Here is a 14,901-nt window from a genome sequence, read left to right as displayed (position 1 = left end):
GCACAGGTGACATTGGGGATCGTTCTGCCCGCGGCGGGCGCGTCATCGCGGATGCGCGGGCGCGACAAGCTGCTGGAAGAGGTGGACGGCATGCCGCTGTTGCTGCGGCAGGTGCGGCGGGCGTTAAGCACAGGTTTACCCCTGCTTGTTACCCTTCCCCCGGAGCCTGGTGCCCGTGCCGCATGCCTTGGCGATGTGACCGACGCCGCGTTCGAAGCGCGACGCGTGCCCGATGCGGCCAACGGGATCAGCGCGTCGTTGCGCGCCGCGGCGCATTGGGCCTTGGAACGGGATATGAGCGGGCTGATGATCGTACTGCCAGACATGCCGGACTTGACGGGCGAGGATATGCGGGCGGTTGGGGCGCTGCACGCGGAGCATCCGCGCGACGTGATCCGCGCGACGGATGCGCAGGGGCGGTTCGGGCACCCGACCCTCCTGCCCGCCCGGCTGCTACCGGCGCTTGTCACTCTACGTGGCGATACCGGCGCACGGGAGGTGATTGCGCGAGAGCGAGTACGGCCCTGCCCCCTTGGCGGGACCAGGGCCACGTTGGATCTGGACACGCCCGAAGCCTGGGCGGACTGGCGGACGGCGAAAGACTAGAGCAGGGTTTCCGGTTCGCTTGCCATGCCGCACATCGCATGATCGCGGTGCTGAAAGCTGCCTGAACACGCCGGCCGAGATCGCGGTGTGTGGGTCGAAGGTCAGGCGAAAACGGCTTTCCCGCGTCGGTGCCCGCTGCGGCGAGCGTGCTTGCGCGGCCTTCACGAAAGCCCCGGTGAAGTTCACGAATTTCAGACAGGCGCGGCGTCACGATACGCTTCTGCGCGAACAACTTTATGAAAACGAAACAATCCCGGTCGGTGACCGGGATTGTTTACTGGAACTCGAGTCAGCCCCCGTAACCGATTCCATGTGACCGGCCCCGGAAAGGGCCGGTCGGCTGCAAAGCTGTTACTTTACCAGAAGCCGCGCTTCGTGCCTCTTCAGCGACCGGCGTGCGGCGGTGTAGGCCTTCAGGCCCTCGGCCTCCGACAGTTCGGGGAAGAGCTCGAAGATCTCCTTTCGCTGGGCGTCGCCCATCGCGTCGAGCACCGTGTCGCCGGGTTGGAAGCTTTCGGTCCAGGCGCCGTTGGACAGCACCACCTCGTGCTGGTCGAACATGAAGTGGATGTAGCTGACCGAACTGGCCTCGACCGAGGTCACGCCTTCCATGCCGGTGAGGTGCTTGGCGGCTGCCAGAACCTCGCGGTCCTCGAAATAGAGCGCCGACTTCTCGTTGTTGATCAGCACACGGTGCTGCGGCGACACCATCATGTCACGTTCCGGCAGGCCGTGGCCCAGGGACCCCGCACGGATCAGGACCGGCTGCAGGTGCGGCGCGTTGGCCAGTTCCTGTCCCGACAGATCGCGGCGGCCCACCCAGCGGATCTCTTGCAGACCGTTGTCGCGGGTGATGATCTTGTCGCCTTCGCGCAGCTCTTCGACGAGGCGCTCGCCTTTCGGGGTGGCGATGACGGTTCCCGGCGTGAAGCAGGGAATGATGTCCTCGATCTCGGTGAACTTCAGGACGCCTTCGACGTTGCCGTTGGCATCGAGGAAGTTGACCTGGCCGGTAAAGCTGTTGCCGTCCGGGTCGTTCGGCGTGGTCAGGTCCAGCGGGGTGACGCCGTCGCTCTGGACGATCTCGAACCGGCCCATGCCTTGCAGGTAGAGCTGGTCGTTCTCGTTGTCGGTCGTCGGGTCGTTGTCGCCATCCTCGGTGCCGCCGTCGATCTCGTCGCCGAAGGCATGTTCGCGCTCGTCAAAGCGGAACTCGTCCGAGCCGGCCTCGCCGTACATCGTGTCGGCCCCCTGGCCGCCATAGATGGTGTCGCGGCCGTCGCCACCGTAGATCAGGTCGTCATCTCTGCCGCCGTCCAGCAGGTCGCTGCCGCCACCGCCATAGATGGTGTCGTCATCGTCCTGGCCATACACCGTGTCATTGCCCGTGCCGGCGTCGATCCAGTCCCGTCCGTTATCTTCATCGGGGTCGGGGCCAAAGCTTCCGCCATCCGGTGCGTCGGGGATGTTGATCTGGTCGAACGGCACGACATTGGGGTCGAGACCGCCATAGATGAGATCGTCGCCACCGCCGGACGAGATCGTGTCGTTGCCCTCGCCGCCGACGATGGTGTCATTGCCCCAGAGCGTGGTGATATCGTCGTCGTCAAGGCCGCCGTCGACATAGTTGTTCCCCGCGCCGGCGTTGATGGTGTCGTTGTCGTCGCCGGTGTAGATCGTATCGTTACCGCTGCCGGTAGTGACAAGATCGCGGTCGTCGTTCGGATCGGCATCCGCGGGCACGGCCGGGAACGGACCGTAGGACGGGAAGCCGTCATCGGGCAGCGGCAGGGCGCTGTTCTTGGACGTGTCGATGTAGTTGTTGCCGTGGCCGCCATCGACCGTGTCCGACCCGTCGCCGGAAATGACCGTGTCGTCGCCGTCGCCGGTGTCGATCTTGTCGTCGCCGTTGCCGCCAACGACCGAGTCGTCGCCCGCGCCGGTTTCCACGTCGATCGGGCCATCGGCATCCTTGGCGTCGATGGTGTCATTGCCGCTGCCGGTGATGATGCGCTCGATCTCCTCGAAGGTGACGTCGGTGGCGCCATCGGCATCCAGACCGTTGACCGTGCCGTTCTCGGGATCTGCGTCTTCGAGAACGACGGTCAGGTCCTCGGTGCGGTCGCCGAGGTTCAGGCTGTCGCCCTCGTCGCCGTTTTCCGGGCCGTCGGGGTTGCCGTCGGTGCCGTCCGAGCCGCCGTCGATGGTGACGTTGATATCCGATGCCGGATCGGTGCCGTCGATGGTGAACTCGTCGTCGCCGGTGCCGCCCCAGGCGCTGTCATTGCCGCCAACGGCGATATCGTCATCGCCCTGACCGCCGGTGATCGAGTCGGTGCCCGCACCGCCCACGATAACGTCAGCGCCGGTGCCGCCATCGACCGTATCGTTGCCGAGGCCGGCATTGATGGTGTCGTCGCCGCCGTTGCCCTCGATGACGTCATCCAGCCCGTCGGGACCGTCGATGATGTCGCCGCCGCCGTCGGTCGGGCCGTTGCTGTCGTCGTAGCCGGGGTTCATGACCTCGCCGGTTTCCTCGCCATCGACAACACCGTCGCGCTGCGGATCGGTCAGGATCGTCTCGATCTGGCTGAATTCCAGCACCGAGCCGTCCTCGAAGGTCACGGTCCCTTTCTGGGCGCCATTATCGCTGGCATCGGCGGAAGCGACGATCGTCACCTGGCCCGCGCCGCGCAGGTCCAGCGTGTCGTTGTCCTTGGTGTCGTCGGGACCGTTGCCGCCGACCACCTTGTCGCCGTCGCCGTCCGCACCGCTGGAGACGATGAACGTGTCGTCGCCGCCCTCGCCGTAAATTTCATCCGCGCCGGCGCCGCCGGTGATCACGTCGTTGCCATCGTCACCCAGGCTGTATCCGGTGTCGAAATACATATCGGTGATGTGGATGCCCGAATTGTCGTAGCCGTTCTGCGTGTGCTCGACCACGACGCGCGATACCGGACCCGCGATCGAGACATTGACGGTCGTGTCGGGATCGTCCTCGTCCTGGTACGGGCCATTCGCATCGGCGACATTGCCGGTGATCTTGATGTCCTTGCCGCCGGTCAGGACAACCTCGATCGGGTTGTGGTCGGCGTCGTAGGCCTTCACGGTCACAAGGCCGTCACCGTCAAGGTCGTTGATATTGAATTCCAGGTTTCCGACGACTTCCGAGAATTCCCACTGGAACTTGCCGGTATTGCCCTTGCCGCCGGTTTCCGAGAAGAGCGAACTGTTGGTGTCGATCGATTCACCGCCGGTGTCGATGCCGGCCGTGTTCAATTTGGTCGAATTGTCGATGTCGCTTTCATGTTTCCCGGTGTCCGCGATGCGGGTGTAGGTCACATCCACATTGCCGGTATCCTGGGTGACGGTGCTGTCCGCCTGAGCGCCCGAGACCTGGTCCCAGTTGAAGCTTTCGCGTGGTCCGTTGAAGCCGGCCTCGCCGCCGGTGCCGCCATAGATGGTGTCGTCGCCGCCGGCGCCATCGATCGTGTCGTTGCCGCCGTTGCCATAGATCAGGTCGGCGCCGTTGGTGATCTTGTCGCCACCCTGGTCGGTGGGCGCGTTGGAGTCGTCATAGCCAAGGTCCATGTCCTCGCCGAAATCCTCGCCGTCGACGGCGCCGTCCGGGCCTGCCTTGGGCGATTCATACAGCGCGACATAGTCGATCGCGCCCTGGAATTCCTTGTCATATTTCTGGTCGTCGACCTCACGCGCGCCAAAGCTGAACTCTTCGTCGTCGTCGTCGGTCAGATCGAAGGTCAGGCCCTTCTCGGTGCTTTCCATCGTCTCGGCCTTGCCGGTGGTCAGGTTCTCGACGGTGAGGGTCGCGCCGGTGTCGACATCGAAAGAGTACTTCACGTTGACCAGATCGCCCGGCTTGAAAAAGCCCTTGGAGGTGGACAGCGTGGCGACGGCATCGCCATCGTTCGTGTTGTGATAGGTCTGGACCTGGCCATCCTTGGTGACGCGGATCTCGAAGAAGCCCTCGTCTTTCTCGTCGATATTCTTTTCGCCGCGCGACAGGATCACGTCTTCGGAAGACCCGGAATGAGAGAACTGCGTGAACTGCGTCTCGATCGTGCCGCGGTCCAGGTTGAACTGTTCGTCATCCGCCGACGAGTTCGGGTCGGCCTTGATGTCCAGCACGGTGGGGTGCGAATTCGAGCCCGCGCCAACGATCAGACGATCGCCGGAGAAGCTTACGTTGATGGCGTTGCCATCGCCGTGTTCGGCGTTTTGGGCGATACCATCGTCCAGGCCGGTGTCTTTCTTTTCGGCACCACTCTTGAAATCCCAAAGGCCGATGAGGCCGGTTACCGAGTTCGGATCAAAATTCGCCATCGTCTTCTCCATTCGGCATCACCGCACATGCGGCAAGGCCAGACCAAAACCAAACCCCAAAGCCGGCGACGTGGCGGCCAGGGGGCAACCTGCACGAACCTCATTTCCAGGAGGGATTGATCCGCGAAGACGCGGCAGCAGGGCGGAGTTCAGCCTCCGCTTCCATTTGCGCTCAGTCAGCCGCGACAGCAGCCCGACGATCGCACTCAATCCCGCACAATGAATGATGCGGTTCGTGCGGTCGCCCCCGTGACCTACAGACATCGCCCCCCAGTTGGGCTGCGAGCTTTGTACGAGATGCCGTGTGCCGCACAAAGAGAAATTTGTCGGAAAACTGTCCGCGCAGTTTATGAAAATGCCCCAAAACACGGGCAATTAAGGCAGCCGTCGACACGCGTTTTACGTTATTGTTTCCAGAGGCGGTTCAGCGGGAATTTGCACATACGCTTGAAAACAAGGGGTGTGCGATTTCTTGCCGATCTGCAATTCAACCTGTGGCAGAGCTTTGTTTCCGAAAGTGACGGGAAATGAGCGTGGCCGAATTGTGGCATGAGCTTGATAGCGCTTGATCAAAGTTATTGCTTAACCATGCGTCAATCTTGGCGAAATCCGGCGACTATCCTCGGTCTGGAAACGGTCACGCCATATTTCGGACGAATCGAAGCGAATTTTCGTCGAAAGCAAACCGTCGAATCATGAACACCACCGGCTTGCCAGGCCATGCGCGGCGGAAATCCGGGACAATGAGGTCGAAAGAGTCCTGATTATGCAGAACGTGCGGCTGCACCTGATAGCGGCCGACGCCCACGTCCTCGGGCGTTAGCGTGCCGGGGCATACGCGGCCAAGGGACGCGCCTGGTTTGAAGATTATGCGGTTTTGCGCCCAATGCAGGAACCTATGGCCGGGACAGGGCGTTCCGCACCCAATGGTTTACGTTTTGGATGCATGTCGCACGGGACGGATAAACCTACGTGACTGCATGGGAGCAAGTTATGACATTCAACAAGACCCTCTTGAAATCCACCTCGGTTCTCGGCCTCGTCGTTGCGCTGTCGCAACCCGCCTACGCCATTACCTGCGCCGAATACAACGAGATGGACAGCGCCGGCCAAATGGAAGCCTTTGAAGGTTTCGGTGGCCGCGAGATGCTGCGCGATGAAGCTGTTGGCGCGGACGAAAACGCCGAAACGGACGCGGCCAGCGCCACCAACGAGCTGGGCGATCCTGACGACGATGTCGGCGGTCGCGCCGCGGCACGCGCCATGGCGACGGGCTCGGACGAGGAGCTGATGGTCGTGCTGATGGAAGAGTGCGAGGCGAACCCCGAGATGGACATGGCCGACATGTTCCAGGACGAAGACGAAGCCAAGTAAGTTCCGATAAGTTGGAAAATGCTGGCGGCCCGCATCATTGCGGCCGCCAGTTTTTTTATGGGCCGCGCGCTAGGCGTTCCACAAAACGGTGCCCAGCCCTTCGGTATCGTAGCCTCCGTAGGCGTCCGCGCGATCGCGGAATGCGCCTGTCGCGCAAAAGCCCATGAGCGCCTGCATCGGCGCCTCGAACCACGCCTTGCGGTCGACCAGGAGCGCGAACTCTTCCTCGATCACCGGAACGAATTCCAGGCCGAAACTCCGCGCCACAGCTTCGAGGCCGAAGGTCGTGTCGGCCGCGCCGCGGCGGACGGCCTCGACGGCGTCGTCCTCGGTGCGGGCAGTCTCGGCCTGTTCCACGGCGGACAGGTCCAGCCCGTCGCGCTCGAGAAGATGTCGTAATAGCGTGTCGGTCCCCGAACCCGCCTGCCGCGGGACGAAGCGGACACCGGCAAGATCGTGCAGGTCCTTGGGCGCGCGCTCTCCGGGCCGGACAACCAAGCCGCGCCGCCGTGTCGCGAACCGCACGAGCACCGCGTTCTGTCGCGCGGCCGCGCGCGAGACGGCGGGCACGTTCCAGGTGCCGGTTGAGGGATCCAGAATGTGCAGGCCGGCGGCGATGCCCTCGCCTGACGTGAACCGGTCCAGCCCGTCATTCGAGCCGTCATGCAGGGTGGCCAGCCCGCAGCCAGACTGTCGGATGGCCCAGTCGAGCAATGGGTCATGGCTGCCCAGCATGATGGGCGTGCGCAGTTTCGAGCTGTGCATTGGCGCGGCGCCACCGCCAGACTGTGCCTGTTCGATCCAATCGCGGATCTCGTTTGCCGGAAACAGCAACTTGCCGGTGGCGCGTGAACACGGCACGGCACCCGAGGCCGCGAGATCGTATATCTTGCGTTCCTTCAGGCGCAGAAGCTCGGCCAGTTCCTTGACGGTCAGGTATTCGTGGTCGGGAAGGTCAAGCTCGGTCATGGCACCTGGATCTGTATCTCGGGGCGGCGGGTGCACCGCCGCCCCGATACGTCTATCAGTTTTCCGGTGCGTTGGGGAAGAACAGTTGCTGGTCGGCCACCGTGTAGGCCGCGATGGCCTCCTGCCCCTCGTCCGAAACCAGCCAGTCGGCGAACGTCTGGGCGGCGTCGACCTTGACGCTGGGGCATTTCTCGGGGTTGACCGGGATCACGCCGTACTGGTTGAACATGTCCTCATCGCCCTCGACCTGGATCTCGTAATCCTGTTTGTTGTCGAAGCTGATCCAGGTGGCGCGATCGGTCATCACGTAGGCGCCCATGCCGATGCCCGCGTTGAGCGTGGCGCCCATGCCCGAGCCCGTCTCGCGGTACCAGTCGCCGCTGGCCGCCGTGGGATCGACGCCGCTGTCGGACCAGAGCGCCATCTCCTTCTTGTGCGTGCCGCTGTCATCGCCGCGCGAGGCAAAGAGCGCGCCCGTCTCGGCGATCTTGCCCATTGCGCCCTGCACGTCGTCCATGCCGCCCACGCCGGCCGGGTCGTCTGCCGGGCCCACGATGACGAAGTCGTTGTACATCAGGTCCGTGCGCGCGGTGCCAAAGCCGGCCTCGACGAATTTCTCCTCGGACGGCTTGGCGTGAACCAGAAGCACGTCGCCATCGCAGTTCTCGGCATTCTTGATCGCCTGTCCGGTGCCAACGGCCACGACGTTGACCTGGATGCCCGTCTTGTCCTGGAAGATCGGAAGCAGGTAATCGTAAAGGCCCGAATTCGCCGTCGAGGTCGTGGACTGGACGATGATCGACTGGTCCTGTGCCCAGGCGCCCCCGGCCAGAAACAGAGCGACAGTGGCCGCACCGAATGATTGCATTTTCATGATGAATACTCCCTTTCTTGAAGTCTTTCAGACGACGAGTCTGCCGTTCAGGTAATCCCGCGCCGCCTGGCTTTGCGGCTTTGGAAAGAAATCGGCGGCGCGGCTGTGTTCCGCGATGCCGCCGCCGCTGAGAAACAGGATGTCGTCGGCCATGCGCCGTGCCTGTCCCATGTCATGGGTGACGAAGACGATGCGCACGCCGCGGGTGCTGGCATCCCTGACGATCTCTTCGATGGCCAGCACAGAGGCCGGGTCGAGGCTGGCGGTGGGCTCGTCGAGGAACAGCACCTCGGGGTCCGCCGCGAGCGCCCGGGCCAGCGCCAGGCGCTGCGCCTCGCCGCCCGAAAGCAGGCGGGCGGGCTGGTCGGCCTTGTGGGCCAGGCCCACATGCTCGAGAAGTGCGGTGCCACGCGTGCGGTCCTTGCCGCGCACCTTGAGGACGAAATCTACGTTGGCGGCCACGGACCGACGCAGCAGGACCGGCTTTTGAAAGACCAGCGCCTGCCGTGCGGTCACGTCGGGCGCGCCCTGTCCGCGCCAGTCGATGGTGCCCGATGTCGGGGGGATCAGCCCGTGCAGCAGCTTCAGCAGCAAGCTCTTGCCCGCGCCGTTCGGCCCCATGACCATGGTGCAGCCCGCCGGTTGCAGATCGAAATTCACCCCCTCCAGAACCGTCGTCCTGCCAAAGCGCAGACCGAGGTCGCGCACCGCCAGGGGCAGGATGGCCGCGGGTCGTGCGGGCGGGGCCATATCGCGGGTGAGAGGAAGCGCCGCGTCAGACATATGCTTGCCGCGCCGCTGTCATGCGGACCGATTGAACCGCCGCGTTGACGCCCAGGGCGATGACCAGGAGGATGATGCCGAGCGCCAGCGCCAGAGCGAGGTCGCCCTTCGAGGTTTCCAGTGCGATGGCCGTGGTCATGACCCGCGTCAGGTGGTCGATATTGCCGCCGACGATGATGACCGCGCCCACCTCGGCCACAGCGCGGCCGAAACCGGCCAGCCCCACCGTCAGCAGGGAATAGCGCGCATCCCAAAGAAGCGCCTGAACGGTTTGCAACTTCGTCAGGCAGAGCGAGCGGAACTGTTCGGCGTATTCCGCGTGCAGGTCTTCAAGCACCTGCCGCGACAGGGCCGCGACGATGGGTGCGATCAGGATGGTTTGGGCGATGATCATCGCGGTCGGAGTGTAAAGGAGCCCGAGAAACCCCAGGGGGCCGGAGCGCGACAAGTGCAGGTAGACCAGCAAGCCCACCACCACCGGCGGCAGGCCTATCAGCGCGTTCATCACGATCAGCACCGCGTTGCGACCGGGGAATCGCCCGATGGCGACCAGCGCCCCGATGGGCAGGCCGATCAGGCAGGCCAGCGCCGTCGCGGTCAGACTGACACGCAGCGACAACAGCACGATCTCGATAAGGTCCGCATCGCCCGACAGGACGAGGTCAAACGCGAGGCCGAAAGCGTCTGTCATGGACTGCAAAATTTCCCTTATTGCAAATCTTCCCTTGCCCGGCACAGTATGCGATCCAACAGCGACTGTTCAAGCCCGACGATGAGAAAAAGCACATCAAAGCGATGCGGAGACGACGGAACCCGGCGCGAACCTTGGCGGATAATTGCAAAATTTCCGCAGACCTGCGCGCGCATCCCGGATTTCCGCGCTGCCGCGCTCTTTTGACCCCGAACACCTGACTTACACGAACCAGAGATTGGAAGACCCCATGCGACACGCATTCCTGACCGCCGCCGCCCTTGGCCTTGCGATGACACAGGCCCAGGCGCAGGACCTTTCGCTTTACGCGGCCGGCAGCCTGAAGGCCGCCCTATCGGACGTGGCAGCGGATTATGCCGAGACCTATGGCACGCCCGTCGCGACCAGCTTTGGCCCCTCCGGCCTGATGCGCGAACGGATCGAGGCGGGCGAGACGGTGCATGTCTTCGCCTCGGCCAACATGCGCCATCCCCGCACGCTGGAAAGCGCGGGCAATGGCGGGCCCGTCGCCTTGTTCGCGCGCAATCGCCTGTGTGCGCTGGCCCGGCCCGAGGTAGAGGTCACACCCGAAACGCTGCTTGAAGTCATGCTGGATGACGACACCCGGCTTGGCACGTCCACGCCCAAGGCCGACCCGTCCGGCGACTACGCCTTCGCGTTGTTCGACAGGTCCGGCCATGCCGAGGCGCTGAAGGCCAAGGCCCTGCAACTGACCGGCGGGCCGGACAGCGCCGCGCCCCCCGAGGGGCGCAACACCTATGCCTGGGTGCTGGACAGCGGCCGGGCCGACCTGTTCCTGACCTATTGCACCAATGCCGTTCTGGCCCGGAAAGAAGTGCCCGAATTGCAGATCGTGCAGATCCCCGACGCCCTGTCCGTAGGGGCCTATTACGGGCTGATCGTGCTGGACGGCGCCCCGCCCGAGGCATGGCAGCTGGCGCTGCATATCCTGTCGCCCTCGGGCCAGGCGGTTCTGGCGGAATATGGGTTTGACGCCGCCGCAGTGCCGGCAGGAGAGTGAGGAAACGCCCCTGTTCCGGGGCCCGACCCTGCCGGATCCGACCGCGCGTTTCCCCGGGCCCGACGGGCGACGGGGCGGTATCTGCCGTCCCGTGAAATAATTTATTTGAGCGCTCAAAAAAACTTGTTAGAGTGCCGGCAAGCCCCTCAACCCGGAGTTTGCCATGACGCCCCCTGCCACCAAGGCCATAGATCTGCCCAACGACCACGACCGCAAGGGACTGCCCGCCTGGAGCTATTTCAACACCGAGATGCTGGAGATGGAAAAGGACCTGCTGTTCCGGTCGCACTGGCAGCTTGTCTGCCACGCCAACGACCTGCCGGAGGCCGGCGATTTCGTCACGCTGGACTGCGTGGGCGAACGCGCGCTGGTGATCCGTGGCAAGGATGGCGAGTTGCGCGCCTTTCACAACCTGTGTCGGCACCGCGGTTCGCGCGTGGTCGCCGGGGAACAGGGCAATTGCAAGAACGCGATCATCTGCCCGTTTCACGGCTGGGTCTACAACCTTGACGGCACGCTGCGCGGCGCGGCGCAGCCCGACACCCTGCCCGAGCTTGACCCCGTCGCCTTTGGCCTGAAGGCGATCGAGCTGGACCTGTGGCGGGGGTTCGTCTTCGTGCGGTTCCGCCCCGGCCCGCAACCGGCGATTTCCGAGGTGCTGTCGCGCTTCGACGACGAGATCGACCAGTACGATCTTGAAGGCCTGATGCCCTCGGGCGAAGGGTTCTATGCCGACGTGGCTGAGGTGAACTGGAAATGCATCCGCGACGTGGACAACGAAGGCTATCACGTGCCGATGGCCCATCCCGGCCTGCAGGATCTTTTCGGGTCCAACTATTATGACGAGGATTTCGAGGACGGCGCCTCGCGGTCCTATTCCGAGTTCCGCGAGGCCAACCACCGCCTGTGGAGCGTACGGGCCTATACCTCGATCCTGCAGGCGCCGCCCGGGCTGGACGAGAGCCATGCCAGGGCCTGGCTCTATATCGGCATCTTCCCCAATTGCGTGCTTGGCATTTATCCCGATTGTGTCAAATTCTACCAGGAATTCCCGGTGGAGTATGGCAAGACCATGCAGCGCGGAACGACCTACAGGCTGGGCAAGGAAGACCGCCGGATGCGGCTGTCGCGCTATCTCAGCAGCCGGATCGACCGGCTGACCTCGGAAGAGGACGAGGAACTGGTGCGCTGGTCCTGGGAAGCGGCGTTTTCCAGCGGCTATGACGGGGTGATCCTGTCGGACCTTGAGAACACCGTGCGCAGCTATCACGACTGCCTGCGCGAGCTGTTCCCGGTCCTGAACGAGGACGAGCCGCCCAAGGGCACGGTGGCCGCGCGCAACGCCGAGTTGCTGGCGCAGAAAGTCGCCGCCGAATGAGTACCGGACCCGCCTCCGGCCGAGGCGCATCCTGATGGCATGGCGCTTTGACCGCGAGGCGGGACAGGGCCTCAAGCTGATCAGCCCGACCTTCGGCTATGTGCTGGTGATGCTGGCCGCCCCGTTGTTGATGGTGGTTACCTTCAGCTTCTGGACGCAGGACTACCTGACGATCGACACGACGCTGACGCTGGACAATTACCGCGAGGCGTGGACCCAGCCGCTGTACCAGGTGCTGATGTGGCGTTCGCTGAAGATCTCGCTGATCGTGACGGTGGTGACGGTGCTGTTGGCCTTTCCCATCGCCTATTACCTGTCGTTTCACGTCAAGAAGCGCAAGGCGCTGTGGCTGTTCCTGATCACGGTTCCGTTCTGGACAAGCTACCTGCTGCGGGTGTTCTTGTGGAAAGTCATCCTGGGATACAACGGCGTGTTCAACACCACGCTGATGGGCCTGGGGTTCATCGACGAGCCGCTGACGTTCATCCTTTACAACCTGAACGCGGTGGTGATCACCCTGGCCCACGCCTGGGCGCCTTTTGCGATCCTGCCCATTTTCGTGGCGCTGGAAAAGATCGATCGGTCCCTGCTGGAGGCGGCGACCGACCTCGGCGACGGGCCGGTACGACGGTTCTTCCGCGTGACGCTGCCCCTGGCGATGCCGGGCATCGTGGCCTCGACCCTGATCGTGCTGATACCGACGGTGGGCGATTTCATCACGCCGCGACTGGTGGGCGGGACCGACGGGTTGATGATCTCGAACATGATCCAGATCCAGTTCGGCAAGGCCAACAACGCGCCGCTGGGCGCGGCGCTGGCGGTGTCGGCGATGGTGGTGATCGGGATGATCAGCGCCGGCATCTTCTTTGCCGGCAAGAAACTCGGAGGGCGTGTGCGATGAAATGGTTCTCGGTCAAGTGGCTGACGATCTACGCCGTGGTCTACATGATCTTTCTCTATGCGCCGGTCATCCTGCTGCCGCTCTTCGCGTTCAACACCTCGACGATCATCGCCTTCCCCCTGTCGGGCTTCACCATCGAATGGTTCGTGGGATTGTGGCACACCGACACGCTGCACACCGCGCTGGGAAATTCGATGATCGTTGGGCTTAGCACGGCGGTGCTGAGCACGCTTCTTGGCGCCTTCGCCGCGCGCGCCTCGGCCCGGTTCATGTTTCCCGGCAAGACAGGGATCGTCGGGCTGATCATGCTGCCCCTGGTGCTGCCCGAGATCATCGTGGCAGTGGCGCTTCTGGTGATGCTGAACCAGCTGGGCATGTCGCTGTCGCTGTGGACGGTGGTGGCGGGGCACGTGCTGATCTGCACGCCGTTTTCCATCGCCATCCTCAGTTCGGCCTTCCGCGGCCTCGATCGCGAGCTGGAGGAAGCGTCGTTCGACCTGGGCGAATCGCGCTGGGGCACCTTCCGGCGCGTGACGCTGCCGCTGGTGCTGCCGGGGGTGATCTCCAGCCTGCTGATCACCTTCACCATCAGCCTGGACGAATTCATCATCGCCTTCTTCCTGACCGGAACGGACGTGACCCTGCCCGTCTATATCTGGAGCCAGCTGCGTTTCCCGGCCAAGCTGCCCTCGGTCATGGCGCTGGGCACGATCCTGCTGGCGGTCACCGTCCTGCTGCTGATCGCCGCCGAAGCGTTGCGCCGGCGCAGCGCCAGGCGGCAGGGCGTCGACACCACCCTGGCCGGGGTTTGAACCATGAGCGGAAAGACTGACATGCAAGACGACAAGACGCCGATGATCGCGATCCGCGACGTGGTCAAGAAATTCGGCAGCTTCACGGCGTTGCACGGGATCACCGCCGATATCCGCGAGGGCGAGTTCTTTTCCCTGCTCGGCCCGTCGGGCTGCGGCAAGACGACCCTGTTGCGCACCATCGCGGGGTTCGAGCCCACCACCAGCGGCACCATCGCCATCGGTGGCAAGAACATGGAGAGCATTCCCGCCAACGACCGCCCCACCAACATGGTGTTCCAGAGCTACGCCATTTTCCCCCACCTGAACGTGGAGGAAAACGTGGGCTACGGTCTGAAGACCCGGAAGATGCCGAAAAAGGACATCGCCCGCGAGGTGGCCGAGGTGCTGTCGCTGGTCGACATGGAGGGATACGGCAAGCGCAAGGCGCACGAGCTGTCGGGCGGCCAGCGGCAACGCGTGGCGCTGGCCCGGGCACTGGTGATGAAACCCAAGGTGATCCTGCTGGACGAGCCCTTGTCGGCGCTGGACAAGAAGCTGCGCGACCAGATGCAGGTGGAACTGCGCAGCCTGCAGCGTTCGATCGGCATCACCTTCATCCTGGTGACCCATGATCAGGAAGAAGCGCTTATCATGTCCGACCGCATCGCGGTGATGTTCGATGGTCAGATCGAACAGCTCGACACGCCGGAGGGTCTGTATCGGCGCCCGGTCAACAGGCGGGTGGCGTCCTTCATCGGGGTGATGAATTTCCTGTCTGCCCGGGTGACGGCGCAAACGGACACGCATCTGACGCTGGATATCGACGCACTGGGCAAGGTCGAGTTGCCGCGCGACACACTCGACCCGGACATTGCCTCGGACAGCATCGACACCGTCGGCGTGCGGCCCGAGATGCTGACGGTGCTCTTCGATCAGAACGACTGGTCGCAGAACAAGGTCGAGGGCGAGGTGGTCGATACCGAGTATTACGGCGACATGACCTACTACAAGGTGCGCCTGCCCGGCCGGGAAGAGCCCTTGAGCATCTCGATGCGCAACACCGCGGGGCGGTCGGTGGTGCCGCCCGGCAGCCCGGTCACGGTCGGCTGGGGGGCCGAGTCGATCGTCGTGTTCGAGGAGTGATC

General features: G+C 63.8%; 12 protein-coding genes. 7 read left to right on the top strand and 5 right to left on the bottom strand.

Features of this window, described 5'->3' with window-relative positions:
• The first annotated feature begins 6 nt into the window (after positions 1–6).
• Complete coding sequence (locus RBB31_RS05750) at positions 7–606, top strand: NTP transferase domain-containing protein (RefSeq protein WP_306128311.1); 600 nt, start codon at positions 7–9, stop codon at positions 604–606.
• A 351-nt stretch (positions 607–957) separates the two neighbouring features.
• Here the strand turns inward: RBB31_RS05750 and RBB31_RS05745 are convergent, their stop codons facing one another.
• Positions 958–4,950: a Hint domain-containing protein gene (locus RBB31_RS05745; RefSeq protein WP_306128310.1), complete on the bottom strand. Its 3,993-nt coding sequence runs from the start codon at positions 4,948–4,950 to the stop codon at positions 958–960.
• A gap of 993 nt (positions 4,951–5,943) precedes the next feature.
• On the opposite strand from RBB31_RS05745, the gene RBB31_RS05740 reads away from it, so the two are divergent.
• Positions 5,944–6,324 carry a hypothetical protein gene (locus RBB31_RS05740; RefSeq protein ID WP_306128309.1) on the top strand — a complete coding sequence of 127 codons (381 nt, stop codon included), beginning with the start codon at positions 5,944–5,946 and terminating at the stop codon, positions 6,322–6,324.
• 69 nt (positions 6,325–6,393) lie between these two features.
• Here the strand turns inward: RBB31_RS05740 and RBB31_RS05735 are convergent, their stop codons facing one another.
• Genes RBB31_RS05735 through RBB31_RS05720 form a run of 4 tightly spaced genes read right to left on the bottom strand, consistent with a single transcriptional unit; the run spans position 6,394 to position 9,641 of the window.
• A complete protein-coding gene (locus RBB31_RS05735) occupies positions 6,394–7,293 on the bottom strand; it encodes a helix-turn-helix transcriptional regulator (protein WP_306128308.1) in 900 nt (299 codons plus the stop codon).
• A gap of 55 nt (positions 7,294–7,348) precedes the next feature.
• Positions 7,349–8,167: a substrate-binding domain-containing protein gene (locus RBB31_RS05730; protein WP_371931295.1), complete on the bottom strand. Its 819-nt coding sequence runs from the start codon at positions 8,165–8,167 to the stop codon at positions 7,349–7,351.
• Between the two features lie 27 nt (positions 8,168–8,194).
• Entirely contained in the window at positions 8,195–8,950 is a 756-nt protein-coding gene (locus RBB31_RS05725) for an ATP-binding cassette domain-containing protein (protein ID WP_306128307.1), read from the bottom strand.
• On the bottom strand, positions 8,943–9,641 hold the full coding sequence (locus tag RBB31_RS05720; RefSeq protein WP_306128306.1) for an ABC transporter permease: 699 nt from the start codon (positions 9,639–9,641) through the stop codon (positions 8,943–8,945). Before RBB31_RS05720 ends, RBB31_RS05725 begins: the two co-directional genes overlap by 8 nt.
• Before the next feature lie 250 nt (positions 9,642–9,891).
• On the opposite strand from RBB31_RS05720, the gene RBB31_RS05715 reads away from it, so the two are divergent.
• The 5 genes from RBB31_RS05715 (at position 9,892) to RBB31_RS05695 (ending at position 14,899) form a co-directional block, all read left to right on the top strand.
• Positions 9,892–10,683 (top strand): molybdate ABC transporter substrate-binding protein, encoded by a 792-nt coding sequence (locus RBB31_RS05715; RefSeq protein WP_306128305.1) that lies wholly within the window; start codon positions 9,892–9,894, stop codon positions 10,681–10,683.
• Between the two features lie 163 nt (positions 10,684–10,846).
• On the top strand, positions 10,847–12,061 hold the full coding sequence (locus tag RBB31_RS05710; RefSeq protein ID WP_306128304.1) for an SRPBCC family protein: 1,215 nt from the start codon (positions 10,847–10,849) through the stop codon (positions 12,059–12,061).
• Between the two features lie 34 nt (positions 12,062–12,095).
• Positions 12,096–12,962 (top strand): ABC transporter permease, encoded by an 867-nt coding sequence (locus RBB31_RS05705; protein WP_306128303.1) that lies wholly within the window; start codon positions 12,096–12,098, stop codon positions 12,960–12,962.
• Positions 12,959–13,774 (top strand): ABC transporter permease, encoded by an 816-nt coding sequence (locus RBB31_RS05700; protein WP_306128302.1) that lies wholly within the window; start codon positions 12,959–12,961, stop codon positions 13,772–13,774. The genes RBB31_RS05705 and RBB31_RS05700 overlap by 4 nt, the downstream gene beginning before the upstream one ends.
• A 21-nt stretch (positions 13,775–13,795) precedes the next feature.
• The gene (locus RBB31_RS05695; RefSeq protein ID WP_306128301.1) at positions 13,796–14,899 is read left to right on the top strand and encodes an ABC transporter ATP-binding protein; all 1,104 of its coding nucleotides are present in this window, start codon (positions 13,796–13,798) and stop codon (positions 14,897–14,899) included.
• The last annotated feature ends 2 nt before the right edge of the window (positions 14,900–14,901 follow it).

Origin of the sequence: Roseovarius sp. MMSF_3350 (assembly GCF_030733425.1) — a bacterium.
GTDB lineage: Bacteria > Pseudomonadota > Alphaproteobacteria > Rhodobacterales > Rhodobacteraceae > Roseovarius.
The sequence above is the reverse complement of the archived record's forward strand: the minus strand, read 5'-3'. Positions and strand labels throughout refer to the sequence as shown.

Coding starts and splice junctions, on each gene's coding strand:
- RBB31_RS05710 (WP_306128304.1), top strand. CDS start 10,847: ATGACGCCCCCTGCCACCAAGGCCATAGATCTGCCCAACGACCACGAC.
- RBB31_RS05735 (WP_306128308.1), bottom strand. CDS start 7,293: ATGACCGAGCTTGACCTTCCCGACCACGAATACCTGACCGTCAAGGAA.
- RBB31_RS05700 (WP_306128302.1), top strand. CDS start 12,959: ATGAAATGGTTCTCGGTCAAGTGGCTGACGATCTACGCCGTGGTCTAC.
- RBB31_RS05745 (WP_306128310.1), bottom strand. CDS start 4,950: ATGGCGAATTTTGATCCGAACTCGGTAACCGGCCTCATCGGCCTTTGG.
- RBB31_RS05725 (WP_306128307.1), bottom strand. CDS start 8,950: ATGTCTGACGCGGCGCTTCCTCTCACCCGCGATATGGCCCCGCCCGCA.
- RBB31_RS05730 (WP_371931295.1), bottom strand. CDS start 8,167: ATGAAAATGCAATCATTCGGTGCGGCCACTGTCGCTCTGTTTCTGGCC.
- RBB31_RS05740 (WP_306128309.1), top strand. CDS start 5,944: ATGACATTCAACAAGACCCTCTTGAAATCCACCTCGGTTCTCGGCCTC.
- RBB31_RS05695 (WP_306128301.1), top strand. CDS start 13,796: ATGCAAGACGACAAGACGCCGATGATCGCGATCCGCGACGTGGTCAAG.
- RBB31_RS05715 (WP_306128305.1), top strand. CDS start 9,892: ATGCGACACGCATTCCTGACCGCCGCCGCCCTTGGCCTTGCGATGACA.
- RBB31_RS05720 (WP_306128306.1), bottom strand. CDS start 9,641: ATGACAGACGCTTTCGGCCTCGCGTTTGACCTCGTCCTGTCGGGCGAT.
- RBB31_RS05705 (WP_306128303.1), top strand. CDS start 12,096: ATGGCATGGCGCTTTGACCGCGAGGCGGGACAGGGCCTCAAGCTGATC.